Genomic DNA, 26,164 nt, shown 5'->3' on the forward strand with positions numbered 1-26,164 from the left:
CACCGCCGCTTCCGCATTCCTGGCCAGCTTCCTCGCCCTCTTGCTCGCCGCACCGGACAATGCGCGCGCGCAGGAGACACCGCAGGTGGACGAGGCGGCGGCGATCGATGCGATCTCGGCCACCCGCATCGCCTATGTGGTCACGGGCGTGTCCTCCGTCGACGCGGTCAGCCGGGCCGGCATCGAGGGCCTGTCCCGTTTCCTGGCGCAGAAGACGGCGCTCGAGCCCGGCGCACCCGCCGCCGTCGACATCGCCACGGACGAACTGTCCTTCTACCCGCTCATCTACTGGCCCATCGATGCCGGCGCGGAAATGCCCTCGGAGGGGGTCGTCGCCCGCATCGACGCCTACATGCAGCAGGGCGGGACGGTGCTGTTCGATACGCGCGACCAGTATTCCGCCGGTTTCGGTTCGTCCGGCTCCGTCAGCCCGGAAACGCAGCGGCTGCGCGACATCCTCTCCGGTCTCAACGTGCCGCCGCTGGAGCCCGTGCCGGATGACCACGTGCTGACCAAGGCATTTTATATCCTGGCGGAATTTCCAGGCCGCTATCGCGGCAGCGATCTCTGGGTCGAAGCCTCGGTGAACGCCGAAAGCCGTTCCGACCGGCCGGTGCGCACGGGCGACGGCGTGTCGCCCATCATGATCACCGGAAACGATCTTGCCGGCGCATGGGCGATCGACTCCGACGGATCCCCCCTTCTGCCGACCGTGCCCTCGGACCCGATGCAGCGCGTCTATGCGTTGCGCGCGGGCGTCAACATCGTGATGTACATGCTGACCGGCAACTACAAATCGGACCAGGTCCACGTGCCGGCCCTGCTTGAGCGATTGGGGCAGTGATGGACTGGTCGGTAAGCTTCGATCCGCTGTTTTCCTGGGGCGTGCTGGCGCTTTTGCTCGCCCCGTTGACGCTCCTGATGGCGCTCAGCCTGCTTCTCGGCCGGCGCGGCGCCCTTCTGCGCCTGGCGGCCCTTGCAGCGCTCGCCCTCGCTCTCGTAAACCCGGTGCTTCTGGAGGAGGAGCGCGATCCCCTTCAAAGCGTGGTCGCGCTGGTGGTCGACGAAAGCCAGAGCCAGGACATCGGCAACCGGGCGGAGACGACGCGCCAGGCGGTGCAGACACTGCAGGAGCGTCTCGAGCGGTTCGACGAATTCGAGGTGCGCGTGGTGGAAGCCGGACGCGGCGAGGCGGCCGACGAGCGCACCGAGACGCGCCTGTTCGAGGCGCTCGAAGGCACGTTGCGCGATGTGCCGCCCTCGCGCGTGGCCGGCACGATCATGGTCACCGATGGCCAGGTGCACGACACACCGGCGAACGCCACCGGATTTTCCGGACCGCTGCACGCGCTGATCACGGGCGAGGACGACGAGCGCGACCGGCGCGTCCGCTTCGAGCGCGCGCCGCGCTTCGGCATCGTCGGCACGCCGCTGGAGATGACGTACCGCGTCCTCGATTCGGCCGGCGAAGGCGGACAGGTGGAAGTCGAGGTCTTCGTCAACGGCGAATTGGCGCTGATCGAGCAGGCGGTGATTGGGCGCGAGATGCCGCTGGAGATCACCGTTCCCAACGCCGGCCGCAACATCGTGGAACTGCGGATCCCGGTGCTGGAAGGCGAACTGACCGAGACCAACAACCGCGCCGTCGCCCTGGTGGACGGCATCCGCGAGAACCTGCGCGTGCTGCTCGTCTCCGGAGAGCCGCATTCGGGCGAGCGCACCTGGCGCAACCTCCTGAAGTCCGATGCTTCGGTCGATCTCGTCCATTTCACCATCCTGCGCCCGCCGGAAAAGCAGGACGGCACGCCGATCAACGAGCTCTCACTGATCGCCTTCCCGACGCGCGAGCTCTTCGTGGAGAAGATCGAGGACTTCGACCTCATCATTTTCGACCGTTACCAGCACCGCGACGTGCTGCCGGTGCTCTACTACGATTACATCGCCGAATATGTGGAAAACGGCGGCGCGCTGCTGATCGCGGCAGGACCGGAGTTCGCCGGAAACCAGTCCATCGCCCGCACGCCGCTTATCTCGGCGCTGCCGGCGCTGCCCAATGGAGAGGTGACGGAGACCGGTTTCCATCCGCGGCTGACGGAGACCGGCGAGCGCCATCCCGTCACCCGCGGGCTCGACGGTTCGGCCTCCGAGCCGCCGCAGTGGAGCCGCTGGTTCCGCATTGTCGGGGTGGAGCAGCCAGAGGGCCACGTGGTGATGGAGGGCGCCGGCGAGCGGCCGCTCCTTTTGCTTTCCCGCCGCGGAGAAGGTCGCATCGGCATGTTCCTGTCCGACCAGGGATGGCTGTGGGCGCGCGGCTATGAAGGCGGCGGCCCCTACGTCGCGCTCTACCGCCGCATCGCCCACTGGCTGATGAAGGAACCGGACCTGGAGGAAGAGCGCCTGACGGCGACCGGCCGCGGCATGCAACTGGAGATCACGCGCCAGACGATGGAGGACGAGGCCGGCACCGCAACCATGACCGCCCCCTCAGGCGAGACGCGTGACGTACCGCTGACGGCCGGTGAGCCCGGCCTCTTCCGCGGCACCATGGAGGTGGACGAGATCGGCCTCTACCAGGTCGCGAACGGTGAACTCAGCACGCTTGCCCATGTCGGCCCGGTCAACGCGCCCGAATTCGCCGATACGATCTCGACCGAAAACGTCCTGGCGCCGGTGGCCGAGGGAACGGGCGGCAGTGTGCGCAGGCTCCAAGAAGGCGTCGGCGGGATCACCCTTCCCAATATCGTGCCAGTGCGCGCCAACGCCACCACCGCTGCTGGCCGCGACTGGATGGGGCTGCGCACGACCAATGACAGCGTGCTGAAATCGGTCAAGCGCGTTCCCCTCTTCGCCGGCTTCCTCGGCCTCGGCCTCCTCCTGCTGGCGATCGGCGCCATGTGGTACCGCGAGGGGCGGTGAGCGGCCGCGCTCAAACGCGAGGCAATCCCGCCAGAGGTCACATTTCGGCCCTGCCGCACCGATACAATAACGGCAGCGTGGCGTATGCTTTTCCATTTAGAACCAACAGCTTCACATTAGAACTTTACAGAAATGACGAAATCTTTGATCCCTTTGGTCGTGACAGTCGCCCTGGCGGCTCCCTGCAGTTCCGCCTTCGCCGACAACAATGCACCGGCAAATTTCCTGTATGCCGGTTCCGGAGAACTGGAAGAACTGCGCCCGATTCTCGAGCGGCCCGGCATCGATGGCATCCAGATCGTCTACTCATGGAAAGCGCTAGAGCCCGCCTTCAATGAATACGATTTCTCGGCGATCGAGCACGACCTGGCACTCACCGAGTCTCTCGGCAAGAAGCTCTTTATTCAAATCCAGGACAGGTTCTTCGCGCCTGAGGCGCGGCGCGTGCCCGACTACCTCCTGACCGAGCCGCAATATGGCGGTGGGCTGGCACCCCAGCTCGACAATCCCGGCGAGGGCAAGCCGGTCGGCCATGGCTGGGTCGCCATGCAATGGAACCCCGCCGTGCGCGACCGCTTTCAAGCTCTGGTGCAAGCGCTCGGCGAAGCGTTCGACAGCAGGGTTTTCGGCATGAATCTGCCCGAGACCGCCGCCGACGTCGACATGGAGGACGATCGGAACGGCTTCAGCTGCGAGGCCTATTTCACGGCGGAAATGCAGAACATCGCGGCGGCCAGGAAAGCCTTTCAAAAATCCCACGTCGTGCAATATGTGAACTTCTGGCCGTGCGAATGGGAGAACGACCACAACTACATGGCTCGCCTCTTCGATTACGCATCCCGGCACGCGATCGGCCTCGGCGGCCCCGACATCGTTCCCGAAAGAAAGGTGCATATGAAGAATGCCTATCCCTTCTTCAACCGGAACAAGGACAGACTCGACCTTGTGGCGATGGCCGTGCAGGAGCCGACGCTCACCTACACGAATCCGAAAACCGGAAAGCCGTTCACGAAGGACGAACTGGTCCGTTTCGCCTCCGAGTACCTGGGAGTCGACGTGATCTTCTGGAGCGCAGCCTCACCCTGGCTCAAGGAGCAGCGCGGCAGGCGGCCTCCTTGCCTTGCCTGCCCGTGCGGCATGCGCAATCGCGCCCGCGAGGTCTTCCAGCCCTCCTCCGTCGGTACCGCCGCAGCATGGAGAACACGAACGGTCACGCCCTGCCCCTGAGCCGTCGTGCGTCCACTCGGACACACACAGGACGCTCCGACCCACCCCTACGTATCGTTCTTTCCGAAACCTGTTTCCGGACTTCGGGGCGATACTGGAGAGCTGCCAGGGATTTCGACTGGAACTGGGCCGGGCCGGTTTCGGCCTTCGGTAGGCGCTAGTGGCGTCCGGACATGCTCTCTGACCGCGCAATCAACAATGTCGTCCCACAATGCCATGATTCGTTCGCCCGAAAAGCGTCGGGCCGAACGGCGGGCAGCTTCGCCAAGACGCTTGCGCAACACCTCGTCGGACAGCAAGCGCGAGAGTGCCGCAGAAAGCGCATCGACATCGCCATCGGGAACAAGCAAGCCGTTCACGCTGTCGGTGATCATGTCTTCCGGGCCGAACGGGCAATCGAAGGAAACCGCCGGCAGGCCCGCCGCCATGGCTTCCGCCAACACGTTGCCCCATCCCTCGTAGCGCGAGGAGAGCACGAAGGCGTCAGCCGCCGCCAGCCATTGGCCGGGCGTACTGCTGACGCCCGGCAGCGCCACCCGGCCTTTCAAACCCAGAGCATCGCGCTGAGCGGTCAATCTGGGTCGCTCCGGCCCTTCGCCCCATATCGTCAAGTGCCAATTGTCGTGCCTGGCGGCAATACGGGCGAAAGCTTCGAGCAGCAGGTCGAACCCCTTCTGGGGCACGAGCCGGCCGACGGCCACGAGTATCCCGCCGCTGCGAGAGGCCGTCACGCCGGACGGCAGCACGACGGGATTCGGCACGACCCAGCGGCGCTCGCGCGCAACGCACGGGAAAAGCTCCAACGCGCCGCGCGTCATTGCGACGAGGCCGAACGCGCGAGGATAGCACAGCCGACGCAACCAGACCCAGAACGGTCCGACCCTTTGCCGCTCCGGATTGTTGCGTTCGGAGATGATGACCGGAATGCCGGTGCCCGAAGCGGCGATGACGGCAAGAATGTTGGTGCGCGTCAGAAAGCTGATGATGAGATCAGGAGAAAGCTGGAGAAAGGCGCGCCGCAGGCGCAGCACGCGCTGGATGACAAGCCGTGTCGCCTGAAACCAGTTGCCGGGTGCCGTCGGCAAGCCGAGCCGAAGGACCTCTACGCGCGGATGCGTCGGGTAATAAGCCTTGGTGTCCTCCGCTTCGAGTGTGACGACCGTCACCCGCCACCCGCGTTCGGCCCAGTGACTGGCCATGAACGTCGCAATCCGCTCACTCCCTCCGGCCGCAAGCGATGGGAGGAAGAGTATGACCCTCAAACCGTGTCGTGGCGCTGCTGCGCTAAAATCCTGCCTCGGCATAGCCCCGAATGCCGCGTTTCCTCTCTCGGCACTGTTTTGTCGCCCGCCCACATCGTTGGAGGTCTGTTCGTGCCGGAAAGGCAGCCTATACCGTAGGGAGATTTATGGGAATGGACCCACCAATGCCGATCAGGCAGCGAAGCGAGAATGCGGAATTTCCTGACAGATTTACTGTCCTCAACCTGCGCGTTCTCCGGCAATCGCTGGATCAAGAAGAGACACCGTTCCACCTGCAGCCTTCATGCCGGGACGTTTGCCCCTCTTTTCGGCTCGCCGGGCCCCTCGCTGACCAGGCGGGCGTGGGTGATCATGCCCTTGAGTTTTTTAAGCTCCCCCTCCTTGAGCTCGGCCGCCAGCAGGCGGTCGGGATCGACGGGGCGCGGCATGGTGAGTTGGCCGCGCGGAACGCGCGTGAAGCCGAGCGGGCCGTAATAGGGCTCGTCGCCGACGAGCAGGACGACACCGGCGCCGTTCTCCCGCGCAGCCTCCAGCGCGATCCGCACCAGCTTCTTGCCGATCCCCATGTTCTTGCAAGCCGGGCGCACCGCCAGCGGCCCGAGAAGCAGCCCCCTGCCCGCGCCGGCCGCGATGCGGGTCAGCCGCACGGAGGCGACCACCTTTCCGCCCTTGAGGGCAACGTGGGAAAGCGTGCGCTCATGCGGACCGCCCTCCCGGATCCTGTAGGCCGCGCGGGCGAAGCGCCCCGGCCCGAAGGCCTCGGCACTGATTTCGTCGATTTCGGTATCGTGCGCCGGTTCTTCCGGCAGAAAGGAAATGTCGGCAAGGGACATGAAACGGCTTCCGGTGGACAGACAGGGATGTGCGGGCGCGAGCGCGCGCATTGCCCTCTACGGGCTCGTTAATCCTGTCGTCGTCGCTCCACCGGCAAGAAAAACATGATGCATATCTCCAAAGCCGGCTTCCGCTAGCACCAAACGCAGCGCCAGTCCACCGGAAAAGAGCCGTCGGCGGGGGCGGTCGCTTGAAATGCCTTGGGACGCCGGCACCCGCAGCTTCAAGATGATTGACGCAGCGTTCAGTGCCCATCCCTTGGGCCGGGCGCGTAATCGTCCTAAATGCGGGGGCGAAGAGAAGGAGAGAGAAATGGGCCTGCTTGTCGACGGTATCTGGCACGACCAATGGTACGACACCTCCAAGTCCGGTGGCCGTTTCGAACGGTCGAAGTCACAGTTCCGCGATTTCGTGACCGCCGACGGCCGGCCGGCCGAGGGCCGCGAGCGCGGTTTCAAGGCCGAGCCGGGCCGCTATCACCTCTACGTCTCCTACGCCTGTCCCTGGGCACACCGCACGCTCATATTCCGCAAGCTGAAGAAGCTGGAGGACGTCATCTCCGTCTCCGTCGTCCACCATTTCATGGGCGAGAACGGCTGGACCTTCAAGGCCGAGGAGGGAGCGACAGGGGATACGCTCCATGGCCTCGACTTCCTGCACCAGATCTACACCAAGGCCGACCCGCGCTATTCCGGCAGGGTGACGGTGCCGGTCCTGTGGGACAGGAAGACGGAGACGATCGTCAACAACGAGTCGGCCGAGATCATCCGCATGCTCAATTCGGCCTTCGACGAATGGGGCGACGCCGCGCTCGACTTCTATCCCGAGGATTTGCGCGGGGAAATCGAGGCGGTCAATGCGCTCGTCTACGACAACATCAACAACGGCGTCTATCGCGCCGGCTTCGCCACCACCCAGGACGCCTACGAAGAGGCTTTCGGCCAGCTCTTCGAGGCGCTCGATACGGTGGAGCAGCGCCTGACACGCCAGCGCTATCTTGCCGGAGACCGGCTGACGGAGGCGGATTGGCGGCTCTTCACCACGCTGGTGCGCTTCGATCCGGTCTATTTCGGCCATTTCAAATGCAATCTCAGGCGCATCGTCGACTACCCCAACCTGTCGAACTATGTGCGCGAGCTCTATCAGGTGCCCGGCGTGGCCGAGACGGTGAACCTGCGTCACATCAAGGCGCACTATTACGGCAGCCACACCACCATCAATCCCACGGGCATCGTGCCTGTGGGGCCGGAGGTGGACTTTACGGCGCCGCACGACCGGGAGAGGCTTGCCAAGGCCGCGTGAGCAAGGAAGCGTCGCCGCTACCACTCCGGCGAAACCGCCGCGCCCTCGAAGATCTCCGCCAGTCGCCGGCGCGTCGCCGCCGTCGTCTCTTCGGGCAGGGCATCGAGGGCGAAGAAATGGGCCTCCGCGATCTCCCGGTCCGGCACGTGCGTGCTGGTCTGGCGGAACGCGGTGACCAGATAGACGGCGACGTGATCGCGCCGGCTTGCCTGGCGGTTGAAGTGGATCGATTGCAGCACCGGGGCGCCGGTGAGCGCGATGTTGCCTTCCTCGGCCAGTTCGCGTTCAAGCGCCCTCTCGAGGGCCTCGCCGGGCTCCACACCGCCGCCCGGCAATTGCCAGCCGGCCACGTATGTGTGGCGTACGAGCAGGACGGCGCGCCTCTGGGCGTCGAAGACGACGCCACGCGCCCCCAGAGTCATGGGCCGGCGCAGGAGGAACCACAAATGGAACAGACGTACCCTGAGCCGCATTTTCTCCGCAGGAGGCGGCCCGGTTCTTTTCAATACGCCGCTCATGCGAACCGGCCCGAGGGCTGGAAAGCCGAGCGGTACTGAACTACACACGAAGCATGTTTCGCCTTGCGCATTTCTCCGACATCCATCTGGGGCCGCTGCCCGACATAACCTATCGCGAACTCGTCTCCAAACGCATCACCGGCTACATCAACTGGCATCGCTTCCGGCGGGTCGCCCTCGATAACGGCATCATCGACGAAATCACCGAGGACATACTGGCCGCCAAGCCGGACCACATCGCACTTACGGGCGATCTGGTGAACCTTGCCCTCGAAAAGGAGATCGAGATGGCACGGTTGTGGCTCGAAGCGCTCGGCACCCCAAAGGACATCTCCGTGGTGCCGGGCAACCACGATGCCTATGTGCCGGGCGCGCTGGACCGGGCCTGCCGTGCGTGGGACGGCTACATGGCCGGTGACGGGGTGACGGCTCCCGCCCGCCGTAACCGCTTTCCTTATCTGCGCGTGCGCGGTCCGGTGGCCATCATCGGCGTGTCGTCGGCGCGCGCCACCGCCCCCTTCCTGGCCAGCGGCTATTTCACCGAGAGCCAGGTGCGCAAAACCGCGAAACTTCTCGACGAAGCGGGCGCGCGCGGGCTCTTCCGCATCATCATGATCCACCATCCGCCGGTGCGCGGCGCCACGGGGCCGCACAAGCGGCTTCTGGGCATCGGCCGGTTCCAGAAAATGGTGCGCCGGCACGGCGCGGAGCTCGTGCTGCACGGGCACACGCATCTGGCGACCGTACATAGGATCGACGGAAAGGACGGCGCGAGCGTACCGGTCGTCGGCGTGGCCGCCGCCGGCCAGAGCCACAACGGCGCCAAGCCGCCCGCCCACTACAACCTGTTCGAGATCATCGGAGCACCGAGCAGCTGGCAGGTGCATCTCAGCCGCCGCGGCGCGGCGGAGGCGGGCGGCCGCATTACCGAGCTTTCCAGCCAATGGCTGGTCGCCGCGGACCGGACGCCCGCCTGATCTCAAGACCGAAGGGCCCTGTGCAAAGACGCTGAAGAGAAATGCCCTCGCCCGCTATGGCTGCAGGTATTGCTGCAGCTCCGGAAACCGGTCGGACAGGAACAGGAGGACCGCTGCCACGCCGACCACGCCGCCGGCGATCACGAGAAGCAGGCCACCGAAGAAGGCTTTCCACATACTGCGCGGCTTGGCATCGGACGAAGCCTCCTCCGCCCGCGCGGCTTCCGCGCGGCGCGGCAGCGGCTCGACCTCGCCCTCAACGATACGCTGGCGCTCGACGATGCGCTCGGCGATATAGCGGGTGACCTGATCGGCCACGGGCTTGATCTCGCTGGATTCGGCCAGCACCACGCGGCCGAGCCGCGTGTCACGCAGGAACCGATAGGTGCGCCGGTCGCGCCCCATGGTGACATGCGCCACCGCATCGATCCACAGCCGCGGCTGTTCGCCCGAGGAAATGACGAAATCGAAGGCCGGATCGTCCTCCGGCACATCGGTAAAGACCGGCTCCAGTTCCTGAGCCAGCAGTTCGAGCCGGGTGCGGCTCGCCTCGCGCATTTCCACCACCACGTCCTCGCGGTCGGCGGCGGCATTCTTCATCTCGCGCACCGCGTCGGAGAGCCGGCGTACATTGGAAATCGGTGCGACGTTCTGGCCAGCCTCGCTCATGATGGTCCTCCAGACCAAGCTATCCTTAATCCATCGTTAACACGGCCGGGAGGGAAAATCATCTCGATTTGTTCCGTTTTCGTGCCCGGCAGTAGGGCCGGCCTCAGCCGATCGCCCGACGAAGGATACGCGCCATCTCTTCCGGCGCTTCCACGGGCAGCATATGCCCGAGATCGGCAAAGATATGGCGCGAAAAGCGTATCGGCAGATCGCTTGTCTGGCGCACGGGCAAGACGGCGTCGAGCCTGCCCCAGACAACATGGACCGGCACTTCGAGCGCCGCCAGAAGGTCGCGCGGCAGAACACCCTGCCGCCCGTCGCGCGTGATCAGCTTCGAGATGCGGGTAAGCAGGGTCAGTTGCCGCGGGGTGGCCCCCATCGCCATCGCCTCGCTCACCACGGCTTCGGATGCGCCGCCGCGGCCACACATGAGAGCGAGGCAATCGCGGACTTCGCCGGCGCTGTCGGCGACGGCCAGGCGGCGCAGGAGCGGCGCGTTGATTTCCGGTCCCAAGCCGCCCGGCGCAAAGAGCGTGAGAGAGGCGACGTCCTGCGGGCGCGCCAGCGCGATCAGCGCTGCCACTGCACCGCCGAAGGAATGGCCGGCCAGATGAAACCGCCTGATGCCGCGCGTATCCAGAACGGCACACACCGCCTCGGCGGCGACACGTGCCGGGCCGGCATCCGGAAAATCCAGCGAGCGCCCGTGGCCCGGCAGGTCGAAGGCCAGCACATGCACGCCGCTGCCGAGTGCCGCGCGCACACCATCCCACGCCCGGTGCGTGGCGGCAAAGCCGTGCAGGAGGACGAGGGCCGGTTCGCCCTCGCCCGTCTCGTCCACGTAGAGCGGAGTGCTCACCCGACGATGCGGTTGGCCGCCGACACGACCGCCTCGAGCGAAGCGGTCACGATGTTGGTGTTGATGCCAACGCCGAACAGCTTGCCGCCGGGATGCTCCATCTCCATGTAGCAGACGGCCGCCGCATCGGCGCCGCGCTGCAGCGAATGCTCGGAATAGTTGAACACCGTCATGTCGACGCCGATATGGCTGGAAAGCGCGTTGGTGAAGCCGTCGATCGGTCCGTTGCCGACACCCTTGATGATCTTTTCCTCGCCATTGTCGAGGATCGTCGCCTCGACGATGCGCCGCCCCCGCGCCTGCGGGTCCGGAAAGGTCTGGTGGTCGACGAATTTCAGCCGCGCACCGGGCTGGTCGACATAAAGCTCCATGAACCGTTCATGGATGCGCTTGGCGGGGAGTTCCTTGCCATCCCTGTCGGTAATGGCCTGGATGTCCTCGCGGAACTCCACCTGCAGGTTGCGCGGCAGATTGAGCCCGTAATCGGCCTGCAGCACATAGGCGATGCCGCCCTTGCCGGACTGGGAATTGATGCGGATGATGGCTTCGTAGGTCCGGCCCACATCGGCCGGGTCGATAGGCAGGTACGGCACCTCCCACAATTCCTTGTTGGCCTGGCGGAAGGCCTTCATGCCCTTGTTGATGGCATCCTGGTGGGAGCCCGAGAAAGCAGTGTAGACAAGCTCGCCAACATACGGATGACGCTCGGGAATCCTGAGCTGGTTGGAATATTCGTAGACATCCTTGATGCGGTTGATGTCCGAGCAGTCGAGCAGCGGATCCACCCCTTGCGTGTACATGTTGAGGGCCAGCGTGACGATGTCGACATTGCCGGTGCGCTCGCCATTGCCGAACAGCGTGCCCTCCACCCGGTCGGCGCCGGCCAGCAGGCCGAGCTCGGTGGCGGCAACGCCGGTGCCCCGGTCGTTGTGGGGATGCAGCGACAGGATGATCGAGTCGCGCCGGTCGAGATTGCGGCTCATCCACTCTATCTGGTCGGCGTGGATGTTGGGCGTCGACATCTCCACCGTGGCCGGCAGGTTGAGGATGAGCTTGTTTTCGGGCGTCGGCTGGACGATCTCGGTGACCGCGTTGCAGATTTCCAGCGCCACCTCGAGCTCCGTGCCGGTGAAGCTTTCCGGCGAGTACTGGAAACGGTAGCCACCTCCCGCCTTGGCCGCCATGTCGGTGATCATCTTGGCGGCATCGGTGGCGATCCGCTTGATGCCGCCCACATCCTTGCCGAACACGACGCGGCGCTGAAGCTCGCTGGTGGAATTGTAGAAGTGCACGATCGGGTGCGTGGCCCCCTTAAGCGACTCGAAGGTCCGCGCGATCAGCTCCGGCCGGCATTGCACGAGAACCTGGAGCGAGACGTCCTCGGGCACATTGCCCTGTTCAATCGCCCAGCGGGCGAAATCGAAGTCCGTCTGCGAGGCGGAGGGAAAACCGATCTCGATTTCCTTGAACCCCATGTCGAGCAACAGGGCGAACATGCGCGCCTTGCGTTCGTGCCCCATGGGGTCGACGAGCGCCTGGTTTCCGTCGCGCAGATCGACCGAGCACCAGATCGGCGCCTTCTCGATGCGCTTCGACGGCCAGGTGCGGTCGGGCAGGTCGACATGCGGATAGGGCTGATATTTGCGTGCGGCGGTAGGCATGCCCTTCACCCCCGCCCTGTCATTGGCGATGTCGTTCTTCACGTCCATCTTGATAACTCCAGCGGCTGCCCCCGGTGATTTGGTCCGATGGGAAAGGCCGTCTGTCAAGGCTTCGTCTAGATTGTTGAATGGAAGGAGCGCGCCAGTGCATCCGGCGACACGATCGCCGGGCGCCCCTTCACCGGACCCGACGATCGCCGATAAGGCCGAGCAGGAGCAGGGTCGAGAGCAGCGCGACCGCGCCGCAGCCTGCGGACGGATGAAAGCTCGAAATGCACGCGCTCTGTGACATGGCCGCTTGATAGCCCACGCCGGAGACTGGCGCAAGGGGCGGCTTGACGGCACGGAATGTCCGATGTATTTAACAGACTAGCTAATTAACCAGAATAGAAAATACAATGAAAGAAGACCCGCTGAGCGCGGCTTTCGCCGCCCTGGCCGATCCGACCCGCCGCGCCATGCTGGCGCGGCTGTGCGAAGGGGAAGCGACGGTCAACGAGATCGCCGCTCCCTTCGATCTGTCGCTTCCGGCAATCTCGAAGCATCTGAAGGTCCTGGAGGGCGCCGGACTGATCTCGCGCGGGCGAACCGCGCAATACCGCCCGTGCCGCCTGGAGGCCGGGCCGCTCAAGGAAGTCGCCGACTGGGTGGAGCGCTATCGCCGCTTCTGGGATGAGAGCCTCGATCACCTGGACGGCTATCTGAAGGAATTGCAGGAGAAGGAGCCTTCCGATGACGTCTGAGTCTGCAGCCGCCCGGCAGTCCGATGCCGAGCTTTACATCTCGCGCCGTTTCGACGCCCCGCGCACGCTCGTGTTCGAGACCTGGACCAGGCCCGAGCACCTCAACCGCTGGTGCTGCCCGACTGGCTTTACCATCCCCTTCTCGGAAGGCGAGATCCGCCCCGGGGGGACCTTCAGGACGTGCATGCGCGCGCCTTCCGGCGAGGAGCATTGGCTGAGCGGCACCTATCGCGAGATCGTCGTGCCTGAGCGCATCGTCTTCAGCCATGCCTGGCACGACGAGACAGGCAGGCCCGGGCACGAGACGGTGGTGACCGTCCGCCTCCAGGAAGATGGCGAAGGGACACGCCTCACCCTGCATCAGGCCTTCTTCGCCTCCGAGGCCGCCCGTGACGGCCACGAGGGCGGCTGGAACGAGACGCTCGACAGTCTCGCCGCCTATCTGGCAGGCCTCGCCGGCCAGAGCCACGCGTGAAACCGAGCGCTTGAATCACTTCGCGAGCGGACCGGGACAAGGCTCCGTAACGACTCGCCTTTTCCCCGTCTCGCAAGGAGACCGCAATGCACACGACCACGACGAAAGACGAACCGTCCCTCACCCTCACCCGCATGTTCGATGCCCCGCGCACCCTCGTCTTCAGGGTCTGGACCGCCCCGGAACATCTCGCTCGCTGGTGGGGGCCGAAGGATTTCTCCGTTCCCTCCATCAAGACCGATTTCCGCGAAGGAGGCGCATGGCGAAGCTGCATCCGTTCGCCGGAGGGACGGGACTACTGGGCGCACGGCACCTACCGGGAGATCGTCACGCCGGAGCGCATCCTCTTCACCTTCACCTGGGAGGAAGAAGACGCGATCGACACGCTGGTCACCGTCACCTTCGAGGAGGTGGATGACGGGCGAACCAAGCTCACCTTCCATCAGGCCCCGTTCACGAGCACCGAGGCGCGCGACGGCCATGCCGAGGGGTGGGGAGAATGCCTGGACCGCCTGGGCGGCTATATCGAAGCGCGGAAGGAGGATATGCGGTGAAAAAGACCTATCACGGAAGCTGCCAGTGCGGCGCGGTGCGCTTTTCCGCCAATCTCGATCTCGCACCGGAAGGAGAGCGCTCGGAGCCGGCGCGCGAGGGCCCATGGTGGACCTCCACCCGCCGCTGCAACTGCTCATTCTGTCTCAAGACGCGCTTCTGGAAGATCTTCGTGCCATCGGAGGATTTCTCGCTCCTTTCCGGCGAGGAGGCGCTGACGGAATACCGCTTCGGCGACGGCGGAATCCGCCACCTCTTCTGCAGGCATTGCGGCGTCCACCCCTTCGCCAGCGCCGATTTCGACATCATGGGCGGGCCGTTCCATGCGGTGAATATCGTCTGTCTGGACGATGCAAGCGACGAGGAACTGGCGGGCGCCCCCGTTATCTACGAGGACGGGCGGCACGACGCCTGGGACCGGCCGCCCGCCGTGACCGAGTTTTTGTGAGGAGCCGGGGCGTGCGCAAGGTTCGTCAGCTCGAAAGCCCGTTGCGCACGGCGACCTCATCATAGGCGGCCCGCAGCCGCTCGCGCACGCCCGAACCTTTGCGCGGGCGCGCGGGCGGCGTGCCCAGATGCTCCTCGCGCAACTCCTCCATGAAATCAGCCCAGAGCGCCGGTCCGCCCTCCTCGAGAAGCTGCGCGCGGATGGAAAGCGCCTCCGTCACCGGCAGCCATTTGCGGCCCCAGGCACCGATCATGGCGAAGACGGGCAGGAGTTCGACGCCCTTCTCCGTCAGGCTGTAAATCGCCTTCTGCTTGTGGGTGGGATCGTCCTTTCTGGAGATCACCCCTTCCGCGGTGAGCCGGCGCAGGCGGTCGGCCAGGATGTTCGAGGCGATCCCCTCCTCCGACTGCGTCAACAGCTCGCGGAAGTGCCGGCGGTTGCCGAACATCATGTCGCGCAGGACGATCAGGGACCATTTGTCCCCCAGGACCTCCAGCGTGAGATTGATTGGGCAGCCCGAGCGGTGGGTAGCGGATTTTTCCTTCTCAGCGGTCAATTTCACGGTCTCCAGAAAACTGGTTGCAATATAGGATCTGTTTTACTAATCTACAACCAGTTGCAAAGTGCAATCATAATTGCATCAAGTCAAGGAGGCGTCCGTGAGTGCACGCGTTATCAGGACCGGCGATGTCGAGATCGCCACGGAGTCATTCGGTGACCGGTCACATCCGCCAATCCTTCTGATCATGGGTGCGATGGCCTCTATGCTCTGGTGGCCGGAAGGGTTCTGCCGCAAGCTTGCCGCACGCGGTCGTTACGTCATCCGCTATGACCACCGCGACACGGGTCTCTCCACCGCCTACGAACCCGGCAACCCGCCCTACAGCTTCGATGACATGGCCGACGACGCACTCCGTGTGCTCGATGGCTACGGGATAGGCCGGGCCCATATCGTGGGCATGTCGATGGGCGGGATGACCGGCCAGATGGTTGCCCTGGCGCATTCGGACCGCGTGGCGACGCTCACGGCCATCAGCACCTCTCCAATCGGCACGGATACGTCGTCCTTGCCACCAATGAGCGAGGCATACCAGGAGCATGCCGCTGCCGGAGAGGCGGTGGACTGGACCAACGAGGCCGAGGTGATCGACTTCATCGTCAAGGACACCCGGATGATCGCCGGCACGGCCCATCCCTATGACGAGGTTGCCGCCAGGAATCTGATCGAGCGCGACGTGGCGCGTGCCCGATCCTTCGTGAGTGCCACGAACCATTTCATGCTGAAAGGCGGTGACGGGTGGAAAGGTAAGCTGAACGAACTGGTTCCGCCGCTGCTGGTGATTCACGGTACCGCCGACCCGCTCTTTCCCGTCGAACACGGCACGGCTTTGGCCGCGGAGGTGGATGGAGCCAGACTGGTCAGGATCGAGGGAGGCGGGCACGAGTTGCACCCGGCGGACTGGAACCAGATCCTTTCCGCCATCGCCGAGCACACCTGCGTATAACCCGAGACCCGTGAGGGAGATCGAAATGACGAAAGAGAAGGAAAAAACCGTCCGGCAGCTTTTCGAAGCCTACCGTGTCAAGGACCGCTCAATGATCGAGCCGCTGCTGGCGGACGATTTCACCTTCACCAGCCCCTATGACGACGCGATAGGCAAGCGCGCCTATTTCGAGCGCTGCTGGCCAAACAGCGAACGCATCGAGCGACATTCTCTGGAAGAAATTGTCGGTTCGGGGGACCGCGTTTTCGTCGTGTATCTGTGCCGGACCCGCGAGGGAAAGGAGTTTCGCAATGTCGAGACCTTCGACTTCGAAGGCAGCCGCATTCGCGCCATCAACGTCTATTTCGGCGCGGCTTACACCGACGGCGTCTTCCAGCCCTCCTGAGGGAAGCGGCACGCAACATTTCAAGGAGGAGAGAATGAGCTTACCGGAAATCGTCTCTCGTGAAGAATGGCTGGAAGCCCGCAAGGCATTCCTGGCCAAAGAGAAGGAAATGACGCGGGCGCGCGACGCATTGAGCGCGGAGCGCCGGCGCTTGCCGATGGTGAAGGTTGAGAAGGACTATGTCTTCGACGGACCGGACGGCAAGAAGAGATTGATCGATCTCTTCGAGGGCCGCCGCCAGCTTATCATTGACCATTTCATGTTCGATCCGCGCTGGGAGAAAGGCTGCCCCGGCTGCACAGGCGATGCCGACGAAATGTCGGACGGGCTCATACGCCACCTCAACCATCGCGACACGTCATTCGCCTGTATATCGCGGGCGCCGCTCGAGAAGATCGAGCGCTACAAGGCCGAGCGCGGCTGGACCTTCCCCTGGTATTCGTCCCATGGCAGCGACTTCAACTACGATTTCGGCGTGACTGTCGACGAAAGCCGCGGGCCAGCGGTCTACAACTACCGCACCAAGGAAGAGCACCGGAAGGCCGGCACCGGCTACTACTTCGACGGCGAGCCGCCGGTCGAAGCGGCTGGCCTCAGCTGCTTCCTGCGCGTCGGCGATGACGTCTACCACACCTATTCGGGTTTCGGCCGCGGCGACGAGGCGACGGGCGGCGCCTATTACTGGCTCGATTTGACCGCTCTCGGCCGCCAGGAGGAATGGGAAGAGCCGAAGGGCCGCGTGGAGAGCCCCCGCGCCAGCCTGCCCTTCTTCGACGACTGACGAGGAACACCATGGATTTGCATCAAACGATAGGTCGGCGCTCGCTGCTGAAGGGCGCCACGGCCTCCATAGCGCTTGGTGTCGCGGGCCTTGCCCGCGCCGCCGGCGGCCGGGCGGAAAAAGGGGAGACGATGGCTGGCAAAGCTGCAAAGGCGGAGGTTCTCGAAGCCCTGCAAGAGAAGATGGACCGCCACGTGGCCGATGGCTATATCCCCGGCGCGACCTGGCTGATCCACCATGACGGCGAAACCCAAATCGGCACAAGCGGCGCTTTTGAGATGGATGGCGCGGGCAGGCCGATTACGCGTGACACGATCTTTCGCGTCGCCTCCATAACCAAGCCCATTACGGCCGCTATAGCCATGAAGCTGGTGGAAAACGGCACGATCCGTCTCGACGATCCGGTCGACGAGTTCCTCCCGGAACTCGCCCAGTCCCGCGTGCTGAGGAGTGTAGAATCGGATCTCGAGGACACGGTGCCCGCCGAGCGCCCGGTCACCTTGCGCCATCTCCTGACACAGACCTTCGGCCTCGGCGCCATCATGGTTTTCCCGGAAAAATATCCGATCCAGTCAGCCATGCGCGAGGCGGGCATCGCGCCGAGCTGGGTGCTGCCCAAGATGACGTCCGACGAATACATGCAACGGTTGGGCGACCTTCCCCTCGCCTACCAGCCCGGCGAACGCTTCCTCTACAATAACGGTCTCGACGTGGCCGGAATCCTGGTCGAGAGGGCCACCGGAAAGCGGCTTGGCGAGGTCATGCGGGAGTGGCTGTTCGAGCCGCTGAGCATGAAGGACACCGCCTTCTTCGTGCCACCGGAAAAGCTCGACCGCCTGCCCACGCAATACGGACCGGATTTTGCCGCAGGAGACGGCTCCCTCATTGAGTACGGCCCCGAACAGGGCGTCGACTTCACCGCCCCGCCGCCCATGGATTCCGGTGCTGGCGGGCTCGTGTCGACGGTGGACGACTATGCCGCTTTCCAGCGCATGATGCTGAACGAAGGAGAACTGGGCGGTACGCACATCCTCAAGCCCGAGACCGTGGCCGAGATGACGCGCAACCAACTCACGCCCGGGCAAATGAGCACATCCGATGCCGCCACGTTCATGGAAGATGGCGGTGCCGGCTGGGGGCTTGGCATGTCCGTCGTTCTCGGCGAGACGAAGATGGGTCTCAAGCCCGGCGCCTTCGGTTGGAACGGAGGCTACGGCACGACGGCCTATACCGATCCTGAGAGCGGTCTGGTCGGCATTCTCTTCACTCAGCGATTGATGGATTCACCAGAACCGCCAAAGACTTACGTCGATTTCTGGAATCATGCCTACAAGGCCATCGGGTGATGGAGGAAGAAGTCATGGAGAAGACGCGACACGGAAGACGCTGACGCGGCAGGGACGGCAGCGGCCTTATCCGTCTTCGGAATGGCCGTTCTTGGCCTTGTGTTCCGGCTCCACGTGGATGGTCACCCGGGCGCCGGGCAGTTCGTCCTCCAGCGCGTCCTCGATGCGGTCGCAGATCTCGTGCGAACGCTCCACCGTCATGTCCGAGGGGACGACGAGGTGAAACTCGATGAAGCGGGCGCGGCCGGCCTCGCGCGTCTTCACGTCGTGGAATTCGAGGGCGCCCTCGTAATTTTCCGCGATGATGCGCTCGGCCCTCTCGCGCTCATCCGGCTCGAGCGCCACGTCCATCAAGCCCTGCACCGAGCCGCTGACGAGATGCCAGCCGTGCCAGAGAATGCTGGCCGCAACCACCACCGCCATCGCCGGATCGAGCCACAACCAGCCCGTTGCGAGCGCCAGGAGAAGACCGGCGATCACGCCCGCGGAGGTGATGACGTCGCTCCACAGATGGCGGGCATCCGCCATCAATGCCGGCGAGCGCGCAGCGCGGCCCGCCCGCATGAGCACCAGGGCCCATATCCCGTTTCCGACCGCGGCAAGCGCGTTGACCGCCATGCCCACGCCCGGCGTCTCCAGGGCATGCGGTAGATAGAAGGCAAGCACGGCCTCGCGGAAAATCAAAAGGGCCGCGACGACGATCAGCACCCCTTCGAGCACGGCGGAGAGATATTCGGCCTTGTGGTGCCCGAACGGGTGCTCTTCGTCGGCCGGCGCATGCGAGACGCGAATGGCGTACCAGGTCACGCCCGCCGCCACCACGTTGACGATCGATTCCATGGCGTCGGAGAAAAGCGCCACGGAGCCCGTCAGCCACCAGGCGGCGAATTTCAGCGCCAGAACCGCCGCGCCGACGACGATCGTCCAAAAGGAAAGACGGCGAACCGTCCTGCCGGATGCCATGCCTGACCGACCCCTCACTCACCCATGTTCCCGGCGCGGGACCGGCACGGCTTACGCCGCCTTCACCTTGGCCTTGCGCGGAAGGTGCGCCACCACATTCTCGATCATGCGCATGCCCGCGTCCTGGCCCAGCGTCATAATCGATTCGGGGTGGAATTGAACGGCCGCCACCGGCTCGCTTTCGTGCTCGATGGCCATGACCACGCCATCCTCCGTCTCGGCGGTGATCACGAATTCCCCGGGCAGACGCGCCGGATCGGCGAAGATGGAATGGTAGCGCCCGACCGTCACCTCGTTCGGCAAGCCGGAGAAGACAAGGCTGTTGCCGCCCACGCGGATACGCGAGGGCTTGCCGTGCACCGGCTCGTGCAGATGGCGTAGCTCCCCGCCATAGGCCACCGCCAGCGCCTGCAGCCCGAGGCATACGCCGAAGATCGGCAGCGAGCGCCCGCGGGCCTTCTTGATGGTGGCCGTGCAGTCGAAGTCCTCCGGCGTGCCGGGGCCGGGCGACAGCACCACAAGGTCCGGGTTCACCCGGTCGAACACGCTGTCGGCCACGGGCGTGCGCACCGTGACGACCTCGGCGCCCGTCTGGCGGAAGTAGTTGGCCAGCGTGTGAACGAAGGAATCCTCGTGGTCGACGAGCAGGATCTTCTTTCCTTCGCCGACGCGAGCGGTTTCTCTCGCCTCGTTCGCCATGTTCGTTTTCCCTGCCTCGCGAATGGCCGAAAGCATGGCGGAGGCCTTCAGTTCCGTCTCCGCCTCCTCTTCCGCGCCATCGGAATCGAATAAAAGGGTGGCGCCCGCGCGGACTTCGGCAATACCGTCCTTGATGCGGATGGTCCTCAGCGTCAGGCCTGTGTTCATATCGCCGTTGAAATGCACCATGCCGACCGCCCCGCCGTACCAGGCGCGCGGGCTCTTCTCGTTCTCCTCGATGAAGCGCATGGCCCACAGCTTCGGCGCGCCGGTCACCGTCACCGCCCAGGCGTGCGACAGGAAGGCATCATAGGCGTCCATGCCGGTGCGCAGCCGCCCCTCGATGTGGTCGACCGTGTGGATGAGGCGCGAATACATCTCGATCTGGCGGCGGCCGATCACGCGCACCGAGCCCGGCTCGCACACGCGTGACTTGTCGTTGCGATCGACATCGGAGCACATGGTCAGCTCCGACTCGTCCTTCTTGGAGTTCAAGAGTTTCAGGATCTGCTCGGAATCGGAGATGGCGTCGTCGCCGCGCCTGATCGTGCCGGAAATCGGGCAGGTTTCCACACGCCGTCCCGACACGCGCACGAACATCTCCGGCGAGGCGCCGATGAGATACTCCCGTTCGCCCAGATTGATGAAGAAGGAATAGGGCGACGGGTTGATCTGCTTCAGCCGCCGGCAGATGTCGGACGGGCGGTTTTCGCAACGCTCGAAGAACATCTGGCCGGGCACGACTTCGAACAGGTCGCCGCGGCGGAAGCTTTCCTTGGCCTTCTCGACCAACGCGGCATATTCGCCGGGCTGATGGTCGGCGCGCGGAGGCACGCGGTCGGCGGGCTCAAACGGCGCCACGCGTCCCTCGCGCGGCATGCCTTCGGTGGAGAAATCCGCGCCCGCATAGTCGTAACGGTCGTGCCAGGCCTTGGCCGCGTGGTGGTCGACGACGAGGATCTCGTCGGGCAGGTAGAGCACGAGGTCACGCTGGCTCTCGGGCCTTTCCAGCCGCAACTCGACGGGATCGAATTGGAAGGCGAGATCGTAGCCGAAGGCGCCGTAAAGGCCGAGATTGCTGTCGACCTCGGTGTGGAAGAGGTCGGTGACCGCCCGCAGCACCGTGAAGACGGAGGGAACGCGCGAGCGTTCCTCCTCGGTGACGATCTCCGCCGGTTCGGCCACTTTCAGCGTCAGGCGACGCTTCGAGCGCTCCGTCACCGCGACTTCCGCCAGCGCCTCGACCGCGTCGGCGAGGGCCGGCAGCATCGCCTCGCCACGCCGGTTCAACGCCTCGATCTTCATGTCGCGGCCGCGCGCGGAGATGGCGATGGGCGGATCGATGATGGCCGTATCCCAGCGCGTATAGCGGCCGGGATATTCGTAGTTCGAGGAGAAAACCGCGCCGCGCCGGCTGTCGAGCGCATCGATATAGGTATCGATCGCGCCGCTGTAGGACGTCTCCGTGCGGCTGCGCGCGACCGTGACGCCGCCCGCCGTGACGAACCGCTCGGCTCCGCTTTCCAGGGTTTCCACGCTCATCTTGTGCTCCCGTTTGAGGTGCTGCCGGGAGGCCCGATCATGAAAATGGCCGCCCGGTTTTCACCTGCGGCCATCGTCGAAGTTGCACACAAATGCTACGCCGGCCGCTCTCAGCGGGCCCGCCACCAAAGCTTCGTGTCTGCAACCGTGCTCATGCATTCTCCATAGCGGCGAAAGGCGGGCAGCGCAACTCTTTCCTTAACGCTCGCCGCCGCGCCGGCGCGCTCGGCGGCGCCAGAACTGGAGGAAGGCGACGACGAGCCAGGTGAAGCTCGCCCAGGCCACGCCCAGGGCCCAGCCCGCCGCGACGTCGCTCGGCCAGTGCACCCCCAGATAGACGCGGCTCCAACCGACTGTCACCGCAACGAAGAGCGCCACCGCGACCACGTAGATCTGCACGCGTATGTCGTCGAAGAAGCGGATCACCAGCGCGGCCAGAGTCAGATAGGCGACGGTGGACATCATGGCGTGCCCGCTCGGGAAACTCGCCGTATGCACCTTGTCGAGATGATCGACCAGGTCGGGCCGCGGACGGGCATAGAATTCCTTGAAGAAATGCGATACCAACGCCCCGAGCGCGACCGACAGCACCAGGTAGACGGCGGGGCCGTAGCGGCGCGTGACGACGAACAGGCCGGTGACGGCGGCCAGCGCCAGAATGATGAGCGCGTAGCCTCCGAGCGCAGTGAGTTCCAGCGCTGCCTCTTCAAGCCAGGGTGGCCCCAACAGTTTGGCAGGGTCCGTGTCGCTGCGCATGGCAAGGAACAGCTGCTCGTCGAAGGCACGAATCTCGCCTTCCGCCACCTCGTCGGCAATGGACAGAAAAGCATAGAGCCCGAGAGCCAGGACCATCAGCACGACGACCGGCGCCACCGCCTCGCGCCGCTGCTTCATGCCTTCGACCAGTCCGGTTACAGTTCCGCTTATCCCTTTGTCCCTGAAGGTCATTTCGCCTCCTTATTCGCGTGCGCTTGAAAATGGTGCCGCCGCGACAAATGTCCTTTACATTGGCTTGTTCATAATCCGGGTCCACAGGAGCACCCCTCGTTATGAGATGGTCCTTCAGCATCGGCAAATTCGCGGGCACGGTCGTGCGTGTCCATATCACCTTTTTCCTGCTTCTTATCTGGATCTGGTTTATGCACTACCAGATCGGCGGCATGGCTGCCGCCTGGGAGGGTGTCGCCTTCATCCTCGCGATCTTTGCCTGCGTCGTGTTGCACGAATTCGGCCATGCGCTGGCCGCGCGCCGCTACGGTATCCGCACACCGGATATCACGCTTCTGCCGATCGGCGGCCTTGCCCGGCTCGAACGAATGCCGGAGGAACCGAGACAGGAACTCTTCATTGCCGTCGCCGGGCCGATGGTCAACGTGGTGATCGCCGCGATCATCTTCGTCGCGCTCGGAGGCACAGCCGGCATCGAGCAGATGCTGCAGGTGGAAAACCCGCGCGCCGACTTTCTCGTGCGGCTGGCCGGCGTCAACGTCTTCCTCGTATTGTTCAACATGATCCCGGCCTTTCCCATGGACGGCGGGCGCGTGCTGCGGGCCTTACTGGCGACGCGGTTGAGCTGGGCGCGGGCCACGCAGATCGCCGCCAATATCGGCCAGGGACTCGCATTCCTGTTCGGCTTTCTCGGGCTGCTCTACAATCCGCTTCTCATCTTCATCGCCATCTTCGTCTATCTGGCGGCGGCCGCCGAAGCGCAAAATGCGCAGATCCGCGACGTCGCCAACAGTGTTCTGACGGGCGATGTTATGGTGACCGAATTCACCACGCTCGACCGCTCGGCCACCATCGCCGAAGCCATCGACCGGCTGCTCGCCACGACGCAGAACGAGTTTCCCATTCTCGATGCGCGCGGCCGAATGGACGGGCTTCTCACGCGCAACGACATGATCGCGGCCTTGAAAGAGACCGGCCCCGATGCGCCGGTGGTCAGTGTCATGCGCACCGGCCTGCCCTCCGTTCACCGGCGCCAGAGCCTCACCGAGGGCTTCCGCCTGATGCAGGAAAAGAGCGCCCCCGCGGTCGCCGTCGTCGACAGCGAGGATCGTCTCGTCGGGCTTTTGACCCACGAGACCATCGGCGAGATGATGATGGTGCGCTCGGCCATGCCGGAAGGGTTTCGCTTCGGCCGGCTGAGACGCCAGGCGCCCCTGCCTCCCCGGCCTTGACATGGCTCTAGCCCTGCCCCACCTTTCGATTATGGAACGGCATCCGCGATCCCCCTTCTTCCTTCTTCGGGTGTGTCCCATCGCGGGACATTAGCCCCGGGTTCGGTGCCATGCGCCTCCGAACCGCGGGGGCGCAAGAAAATCTGCCCGTCACGGGCGCGGCGATTTCAGATTCCAGGCGCAATCACAACAACATTGAAGGGCCGGCAGCGCCGGCAGCACTTGGATATGACCACCATGCGGAAAAAGACCGGGCGCAAGCCCAAGATCACGCTGTGCAGAACCGATCATGACCGCCTCCTCGGCCTTGCCACGGCGATGGAGGACCGCGACCCCGTGCTTGCGGAAACAATGTTGAGCGAGCTCGAGCGCGCCCGCGTGGTCAAGGACAATGCCCTGCCGGCGACAGTGGTCCGCATGGGCTCGAGCGTGACCTACACCGCCGACGACAACGATCCCAAAACGGTGACGCTCGTCTTTCCGGCCGAGGCTGACATCGCCGAGGGCAGGGTTTCGGTGACCACGCCCGTGGGCACCGCGCTCATCGGTCTGTCTGCCGGCCAGTCCATCAACTGGACCGCCCGCAACGGCCAGATCCACCGTTTGACCATCGTCGAGATTCGCCAGCCGGAGGAAGAAACGGGCTGAAGACCCTTAAGTTTCGCCCGATGCGGCCGGGCATTGCCCGGCCGCAAACGCGATGTCAGGTGAGCTTCAGTCCGTCGCCCACCTCCAGTAGCCCGGTCGCCGCCAATAGAGCCACGCTCTCATGCTGTCACACCGCCATCGATGGCGATCGAGGCGCCGGTGATGCCGCGACCGCCCTCACCCGCCAGGTGGACGATCATGGAGGCGACGTCCTCGGGCCGTCCGTAGGTGCCGAGCGCCATGAACGCACGCTCGTTATCGGCCCCCTCGCGGTCGGCAGGGTTCATGTCCGTGTCGGTCGATCCCGGATCGACGACGTTGACGGTGATCCCGCGCGCGCCGACGTCGCGGGCAAGCCCCTTGGTAAATCCGATCAGCGCGGATTTGCTGGCCGCGTAGAGCGTGAAGCCTGGACCGGGCACCCGCCATGCGAGCGAAGAGCCGATGGAGATGATCCGTCCGCCCGCCTTCATATAGCCCAACGCCGCCTGGGAAGCGAGGAAGACAGCGCGGACATGGATGGCAAGCATGCGGTCGATTTCCTCAGTCGTCACCGCCTCGGGCGGACCGTAGGCGAAGATTCCGGCATTGTTGACCAGGATATCCAGCCCGCCGAAAGCACGCGCCGTCTCGTGCACGGCATTCACCACCGCCTCGCGGTCAACGTTATCCGCCTGGACCGCCAGGGCGCGCCGGCCCGCCCGCTCCGCGTCCCGCACCACCTCCTGCGCCTTCTCCTCGGCGTTGACGTAGGTGATGGCGACATCGGCGCCGCGCGCGGCAAGTGCACGCGCCGTGGCCGCGCCCATTCCCCGGCTGCCGCCGGTCACCAGTGCCGTCTTTCCGAGCAGATCCTGCATGTCCGTCTCCTTTTACATACCGATTGGTACATAATTCCTATTGCGCTTGCGGAGACCGGTCAAGCGATTTATTTACACACCGGTACAAAAGAGGAAACGACATGGCTGAACGCGGACGGCCGCGTGCATTCGACCGCGATGAAGCGCTCCGGCGCGCCATGGTGCTGTTCTGGCAGCGCGGCTACGACGGGGCTTCGCTTGGCGAATTGACGGAGGTCATGGGCATCAACAGGCCCAGCCTTTATGCGGCCTTCGGGTCCAAGGAAGCGCTGTTTCGCGAGGCGGTCGCGCTCTACGACGCCATCGAAGGGGCGCCGATCCAGGAGAAGATCGAGCAGTCACCGACGGCTCGGCAGGCGGTCGAAGCCGTCCTGCGGCACAATGCGCGCGCTTATGTACGCACCGATGTACCCCGCGGCTGTCTGGTGGTGCTCGCCGCACTGATCGGGACGCCGGAGCACGAAGATCTCAGGTGCTTTCTCAAGGAGAACCGCAAGGGCGCCGAAGACTATCTGTGCCAGCGCATCGCCCGGGGCATCAGCGATGGCGATGTCCCCGCGACCGCGGATCCCGCGGCGATGGCCTGGTTCTACACGACCGTGAACCAGGGCCTTTCGATACAGGCCAAGGATGGCGCCTCCATGGAGGTGCTCGATAGCGTCGTGGACGCGGCCATGGTTGCCTGGGACGGGCTAACCGCCGGCACACCTTCCACGAAGGGCACCGCCCGTGCGGGTCAGAACAACCCCTCGATATAACCCTGTTCGTTAAGGAAGATGCGCTCGGCCGAAGGCGTTTTCGGCAGGCCGGGC

The 26,164-nt window shown here is 64.6% G+C and carries 27 protein-coding genes; 16 read left to right on the top strand and 11 right to left on the bottom strand.

The annotated features are described in order from the left end of the window. From ACFP9U_RS12935 to ACFP9U_RS12945, 3 genes are all read left to right on the top strand, one after another. A partial coding sequence (locus ACFP9U_RS12935) for a DUF4159 domain-containing protein (protein WP_378621960.1) occupies positions 1-844 on the top strand: 844 nt, incomplete at its 5' end. Beyond that, complete coding sequence (locus ACFP9U_RS12940) at positions 844-2,916, top strand: hypothetical protein (RefSeq protein ID WP_378621962.1); 2,073 nt, start codon at positions 844-846, stop codon at positions 2,914-2,916. The genes ACFP9U_RS12935 and ACFP9U_RS12940, both read left to right, overlap by 1 nt. 132 nt (positions 2,917-3,048) lie before the next feature. Next, on the top strand, positions 3,049-4,143 hold the full coding sequence (locus ACFP9U_RS12945; RefSeq protein WP_378621964.1) for a hypothetical protein: 1,095 nt from the start codon (positions 3,049-3,051) through the stop codon (positions 4,141-4,143). A gap of 47 nt (positions 4,144-4,190) precedes the next feature. Here ACFP9U_RS12945 and ACFP9U_RS12950 read toward each other — a convergent pair whose 3' ends face one another. Together ACFP9U_RS12950 and ACFP9U_RS12955 are read right to left on the bottom strand one after the other, a co-directional pair. Further along, the gene (locus tag ACFP9U_RS12950; protein ID WP_378621966.1) at positions 4,191-5,447 is read right to left on the bottom strand and encodes a glycosyltransferase family 4 protein; all 1,257 of its coding nucleotides are present in this window, start codon (positions 5,445-5,447) and stop codon (positions 4,191-4,193) included. 239 nt (positions 5,448-5,686) lie between these two features. Beyond that, positions 5,687-6,238, bottom strand: a complete 552-nt coding sequence (locus ACFP9U_RS12955) for a GNAT family N-acetyltransferase (RefSeq protein WP_378621968.1) — start codon at positions 6,236-6,238, stop codon at positions 5,687-5,689. Positions 6,239-6,551: 313 nt separating this feature from the next. Between ACFP9U_RS12955 and ACFP9U_RS12960 the strand changes: the two genes are divergently transcribed. Continuing rightward, complete coding sequence (locus ACFP9U_RS12960) at positions 6,552-7,541, top strand: glutathione S-transferase family protein (protein ID WP_378621970.1); 990 nt, start codon at positions 6,552-6,554, stop codon at positions 7,539-7,541. A 17-nt stretch (positions 7,542-7,558) separates the two neighbouring features. Here ACFP9U_RS12960 and ACFP9U_RS12965 read toward each other — a convergent pair whose 3' ends face one another. Continuing rightward, the gene (locus ACFP9U_RS12965; protein ID WP_378621973.1) at positions 7,559-8,014 is read right to left on the bottom strand and encodes an NUDIX domain-containing protein; all 456 of its coding nucleotides are present in this window, start codon (positions 8,012-8,014) and stop codon (positions 7,559-7,561) included. A 98-nt stretch (positions 8,015-8,112) separates the two neighbouring features. On the opposite strand from ACFP9U_RS12965, the gene ACFP9U_RS12970 reads away from it, so the two are divergent. Beyond that, a complete protein-coding gene (locus tag ACFP9U_RS12970) occupies positions 8,113-9,036 on the top strand; it encodes a metallophosphoesterase family protein (RefSeq protein ID WP_378621976.1) in 924 nt (307 codons plus the stop codon). Between the two features lie 54 nt (positions 9,037-9,090). Here ACFP9U_RS12970 and ACFP9U_RS12975 read toward each other — a convergent pair whose 3' ends face one another. The 3 genes from ACFP9U_RS12975 to leuA form a co-directional block, all read right to left on the bottom strand. Next, positions 9,091-9,705 (bottom strand): hypothetical protein, encoded by a 615-nt coding sequence (locus tag ACFP9U_RS12975; protein WP_378621978.1) that lies wholly within the window; start codon positions 9,703-9,705, stop codon positions 9,091-9,093. A 103-nt stretch (positions 9,706-9,808) separates the two neighbouring features. Beyond that, complete coding sequence (locus ACFP9U_RS12980) at positions 9,809-10,564, bottom strand: alpha/beta fold hydrolase (RefSeq protein WP_378621980.1); 756 nt, start codon at positions 10,562-10,564, stop codon at positions 9,809-9,811. Next, positions 10,561-12,225, bottom strand: a complete 1,665-nt coding sequence (leuA, locus tag ACFP9U_RS12985; protein WP_378622008.1) for a 2-isopropylmalate synthase — start codon at positions 12,223-12,225, stop codon at positions 10,561-10,563. Before leuA ends, ACFP9U_RS12980 begins: the two co-directional genes overlap by 4 nt. Positions 12,226-12,623: 398 nt before the next feature. Here leuA and ACFP9U_RS12990 point away from each other — a divergent pair, with 398 nt between their 5' ends. The 4 genes from ACFP9U_RS12990 to ACFP9U_RS13005 all read left to right on the top strand — a co-directional run bounded on the left by ACFP9U_RS12990 (position 12,624) and on the right by ACFP9U_RS13005 (position 14,443). Beyond that, positions 12,624-12,968 (top strand): ArsR/SmtB family transcription factor, encoded by a 345-nt coding sequence (locus ACFP9U_RS12990; RefSeq protein WP_322451792.1) that lies wholly within the window; start codon positions 12,624-12,626, stop codon positions 12,966-12,968. Next, entirely contained in the window at positions 12,958-13,443 is a 486-nt protein-coding gene (locus ACFP9U_RS12995; RefSeq protein ID WP_378621982.1) for an SRPBCC family protein, read from the top strand. Before ACFP9U_RS12990 ends, ACFP9U_RS12995 begins: the two co-directional genes overlap by 11 nt. Positions 13,444-13,529: 86 nt before the next feature. Beyond that, entirely contained in the window at positions 13,530-13,997 is a 468-nt protein-coding gene (locus ACFP9U_RS13000; protein WP_378621984.1) for an SRPBCC family protein, read from the top strand. Then, complete coding sequence (locus tag ACFP9U_RS13005; RefSeq protein ID WP_378621986.1) at positions 13,994-14,443, top strand: GFA family protein; 450 nt, start codon at positions 13,994-13,996, stop codon at positions 14,441-14,443. The genes ACFP9U_RS13000 and ACFP9U_RS13005 overlap by 4 nt, the downstream gene beginning before the upstream one ends. 25 nt (positions 14,444-14,468) lie before the next feature. On the opposite strand, the gene ACFP9U_RS13010 is transcribed toward ACFP9U_RS13005, so the two are convergent. Beyond that, a complete protein-coding gene (locus tag ACFP9U_RS13010; protein WP_378622011.1) occupies positions 14,469-14,999 on the bottom strand; it encodes a winged helix-turn-helix transcriptional regulator in 531 nt (176 codons plus the stop codon). 103 nt (positions 15,000-15,102) lie between these two features. On the opposite strand from ACFP9U_RS13010, the gene ACFP9U_RS13015 reads away from it, so the two are divergent. From ACFP9U_RS13015 to ACFP9U_RS13030, 4 genes are read left to right on the top strand one after another with little or no spacing between them, the layout of a single operon-like run. After that, a complete protein-coding gene (locus tag ACFP9U_RS13015) occupies positions 15,103-15,948 on the top strand; it encodes an alpha/beta fold hydrolase (protein ID WP_378621988.1) in 846 nt (281 codons plus the stop codon). Positions 15,949-15,973: 25 nt separating this feature from the next. Further along, a complete protein-coding gene (locus ACFP9U_RS13020; RefSeq protein ID WP_378621990.1) occupies positions 15,974-16,333 on the top strand; it encodes a nuclear transport factor 2 family protein in 360 nt (119 codons plus the stop codon). A 34-nt stretch (positions 16,334-16,367) separates the two neighbouring features. Continuing rightward, positions 16,368-17,114: a DUF899 domain-containing protein gene (locus tag ACFP9U_RS13025; RefSeq protein ID WP_378621992.1), complete on the top strand. Its 747-nt coding sequence runs from the start codon at positions 16,368-16,370 to the stop codon at positions 17,112-17,114. An 11-nt stretch (positions 17,115-17,125) separates the two neighbouring features. Continuing rightward, a complete protein-coding gene (locus tag ACFP9U_RS13030) occupies positions 17,126-18,460 on the top strand; it encodes a serine hydrolase domain-containing protein (protein ID WP_378621994.1) in 1,335 nt (444 codons plus the stop codon). Between the two features lie 66 nt (positions 18,461-18,526). Here ACFP9U_RS13030 and ACFP9U_RS13035 read toward each other — a convergent pair whose 3' ends face one another. From ACFP9U_RS13035 to ACFP9U_RS13045, 3 genes are all read right to left on the bottom strand, one after another. Beyond that, positions 18,527-19,423 carry a cation diffusion facilitator family transporter gene (locus ACFP9U_RS13035; protein WP_378621996.1) on the bottom strand — a complete coding sequence of 299 codons (897 nt, stop codon included), beginning with the start codon at positions 19,421-19,423 and terminating at the stop codon, positions 18,527-18,529. A 51-nt stretch (positions 19,424-19,474) separates the two neighbouring features. After that, positions 19,475-21,664, bottom strand: a complete 2,190-nt coding sequence (locus tag ACFP9U_RS13040; protein WP_378621998.1) for an anthranilate synthase — start codon at positions 21,662-21,664, stop codon at positions 19,475-19,477. Positions 21,665-21,862: 198 nt separating this feature from the next. Beyond that, the gene (locus tag ACFP9U_RS13045; RefSeq protein WP_378622000.1) at positions 21,863-22,612 is read right to left on the bottom strand and encodes a phosphatase PAP2 family protein; all 750 of its coding nucleotides are present in this window, start codon (positions 22,610-22,612) and stop codon (positions 21,863-21,865) included. Positions 22,613-22,713: 101 nt separating this feature from the next. Between ACFP9U_RS13045 and ACFP9U_RS13050 the strand changes: the two genes are divergently transcribed. Then, a complete protein-coding gene (locus tag ACFP9U_RS13050) occupies positions 22,714-23,844 on the top strand; it encodes a site-2 protease family protein (RefSeq protein ID WP_378622001.1) in 1,131 nt (376 codons plus the stop codon). Positions 23,845-24,081: 237 nt separating this feature from the next. Further along, positions 24,082-24,492, top strand: a complete 411-nt coding sequence (rnk, locus tag ACFP9U_RS13055; protein ID WP_378622003.1) for a nucleoside diphosphate kinase regulator — start codon at positions 24,082-24,084, stop codon at positions 24,490-24,492. Positions 24,493-24,611: 119 nt separating this feature from the next. Here rnk and ACFP9U_RS13060 read toward each other — a convergent pair whose 3' ends face one another. Further along, the gene (locus tag ACFP9U_RS13060; RefSeq protein ID WP_378622005.1) at positions 24,612-25,352 is read right to left on the bottom strand and encodes an SDR family NAD(P)-dependent oxidoreductase; all 741 of its coding nucleotides are present in this window, start codon (positions 25,350-25,352) and stop codon (positions 24,612-24,614) included. A gap of 101 nt (positions 25,353-25,453) precedes the next feature. Between ACFP9U_RS13060 and ACFP9U_RS13065 the strand changes: the two genes are divergently transcribed. Next, positions 25,454-26,110, top strand: coding sequence for a TetR/AcrR family transcriptional regulator (locus ACFP9U_RS13065; RefSeq protein ID WP_378622006.1), 657 nt, complete (start codon positions 25,454-25,456; stop codon positions 26,108-26,110). The last annotated feature ends 54 nt before the right edge of the window (positions 26,111-26,164 follow it).

Source organism: Nitratireductor sp. GCM10026969 (assembly GCF_042660605.1).
Taxonomy (GTDB): domain Bacteria; phylum Pseudomonadota; class Alphaproteobacteria; order Rhizobiales; family Rhizobiaceae; genus Chelativorans.

Bases quoted from the DNA above. Each gene is read 5' to 3' on its own strand.
- ACFP9U_RS13000 (WP_378621984.1), top strand. From the start codon at position 13,530: ATGCACACGACCACGACGAAAGACGAACCGTCCCTCACCCTCACCCGC.
- ACFP9U_RS12960 (WP_378621970.1), top strand. From the start codon at position 6,552: ATGGGCCTGCTTGTCGACGGTATCTGGCACGACCAATGGTACGACACC.
- ACFP9U_RS12975 (WP_378621978.1), bottom strand. From the start codon at position 9,705: ATGAGCGAGGCTGGCCAGAACGTCGCACCGATTTCCAATGTACGCCGG.
- ACFP9U_RS13060 (WP_378622005.1), bottom strand. From the start codon at position 25,352: ATGCAGGATCTGCTCGGAAAGACGGCACTGGTGACCGGCGGCAGCCGG.
- ACFP9U_RS13065 (WP_378622006.1), top strand. From the start codon at position 25,454: ATGGCTGAACGCGGACGGCCGCGTGCATTCGACCGCGATGAAGCGCTC.
- ACFP9U_RS13020 (WP_378621990.1), top strand. From the start codon at position 15,974: ATGACGAAAGAGAAGGAAAAAACCGTCCGGCAGCTTTTCGAAGCCTAC.
- ACFP9U_RS13025 (WP_378621992.1), top strand. From the start codon at position 16,368: ATGAGCTTACCGGAAATCGTCTCTCGTGAAGAATGGCTGGAAGCCCGC.
- ACFP9U_RS13035 (WP_378621996.1), bottom strand. From the start codon at position 19,423: ATGGCATCCGGCAGGACGGTTCGCCGTCTTTCCTTTTGGACGATCGTC.
- leuA (WP_378622008.1), bottom strand. From the start codon at position 12,225: ATGCCTACCGCCGCACGCAAATATCAGCCCTATCCGCATGTCGACCTG.
- ACFP9U_RS12990 (WP_322451792.1), top strand. From the start codon at position 12,624: ATGAAAGAAGACCCGCTGAGCGCGGCTTTCGCCGCCCTGGCCGATCCG.
- ACFP9U_RS12965 (WP_378621973.1), bottom strand. From the start codon at position 8,014: ATGCGGCTCAGGGTACGTCTGTTCCATTTGTGGTTCCTCCTGCGCCGG.
- ACFP9U_RS13030 (WP_378621994.1), top strand. From the start codon at position 17,126: ATGGATTTGCATCAAACGATAGGTCGGCGCTCGCTGCTGAAGGGCGCC.
- ACFP9U_RS13050 (WP_378622001.1), top strand. From the start codon at position 22,714: ATGAGATGGTCCTTCAGCATCGGCAAATTCGCGGGCACGGTCGTGCGT.
- ACFP9U_RS13040 (WP_378621998.1), bottom strand. From the start codon at position 21,664: ATGAGCGTGGAAACCCTGGAAAGCGGAGCCGAGCGGTTCGTCACGGCG.
- ACFP9U_RS12950 (WP_378621966.1), bottom strand. From the start codon at position 5,447: ATGCCGAGGCAGGATTTTAGCGCAGCAGCGCCACGACACGGTTTGAGG.
- ACFP9U_RS12955 (WP_378621968.1), bottom strand. From the start codon at position 6,238: ATGTCCCTTGCCGACATTTCCTTTCTGCCGGAAGAACCGGCGCACGAT.
- ACFP9U_RS12940 (WP_378621962.1), top strand. From the start codon at position 844: ATGGACTGGTCGGTAAGCTTCGATCCGCTGTTTTCCTGGGGCGTGCTG.
- ACFP9U_RS12945 (WP_378621964.1), top strand. From the start codon at position 3,049: ATGACGAAATCTTTGATCCCTTTGGTCGTGACAGTCGCCCTGGCGGCT.
- ACFP9U_RS12995 (WP_378621982.1), top strand. From the start codon at position 12,958: ATGACGTCTGAGTCTGCAGCCGCCCGGCAGTCCGATGCCGAGCTTTAC.
- ACFP9U_RS13045 (WP_378622000.1), bottom strand. From the start codon at position 22,612: ATGACCTTCAGGGACAAAGGGATAAGCGGAACTGTAACCGGACTGGTC.
- rnk (WP_378622003.1), top strand. From the start codon at position 24,082: ATGCGGAAAAAGACCGGGCGCAAGCCCAAGATCACGCTGTGCAGAACC.
- ACFP9U_RS12970 (WP_378621976.1), top strand. From the start codon at position 8,113: ATGTTTCGCCTTGCGCATTTCTCCGACATCCATCTGGGGCCGCTGCCC.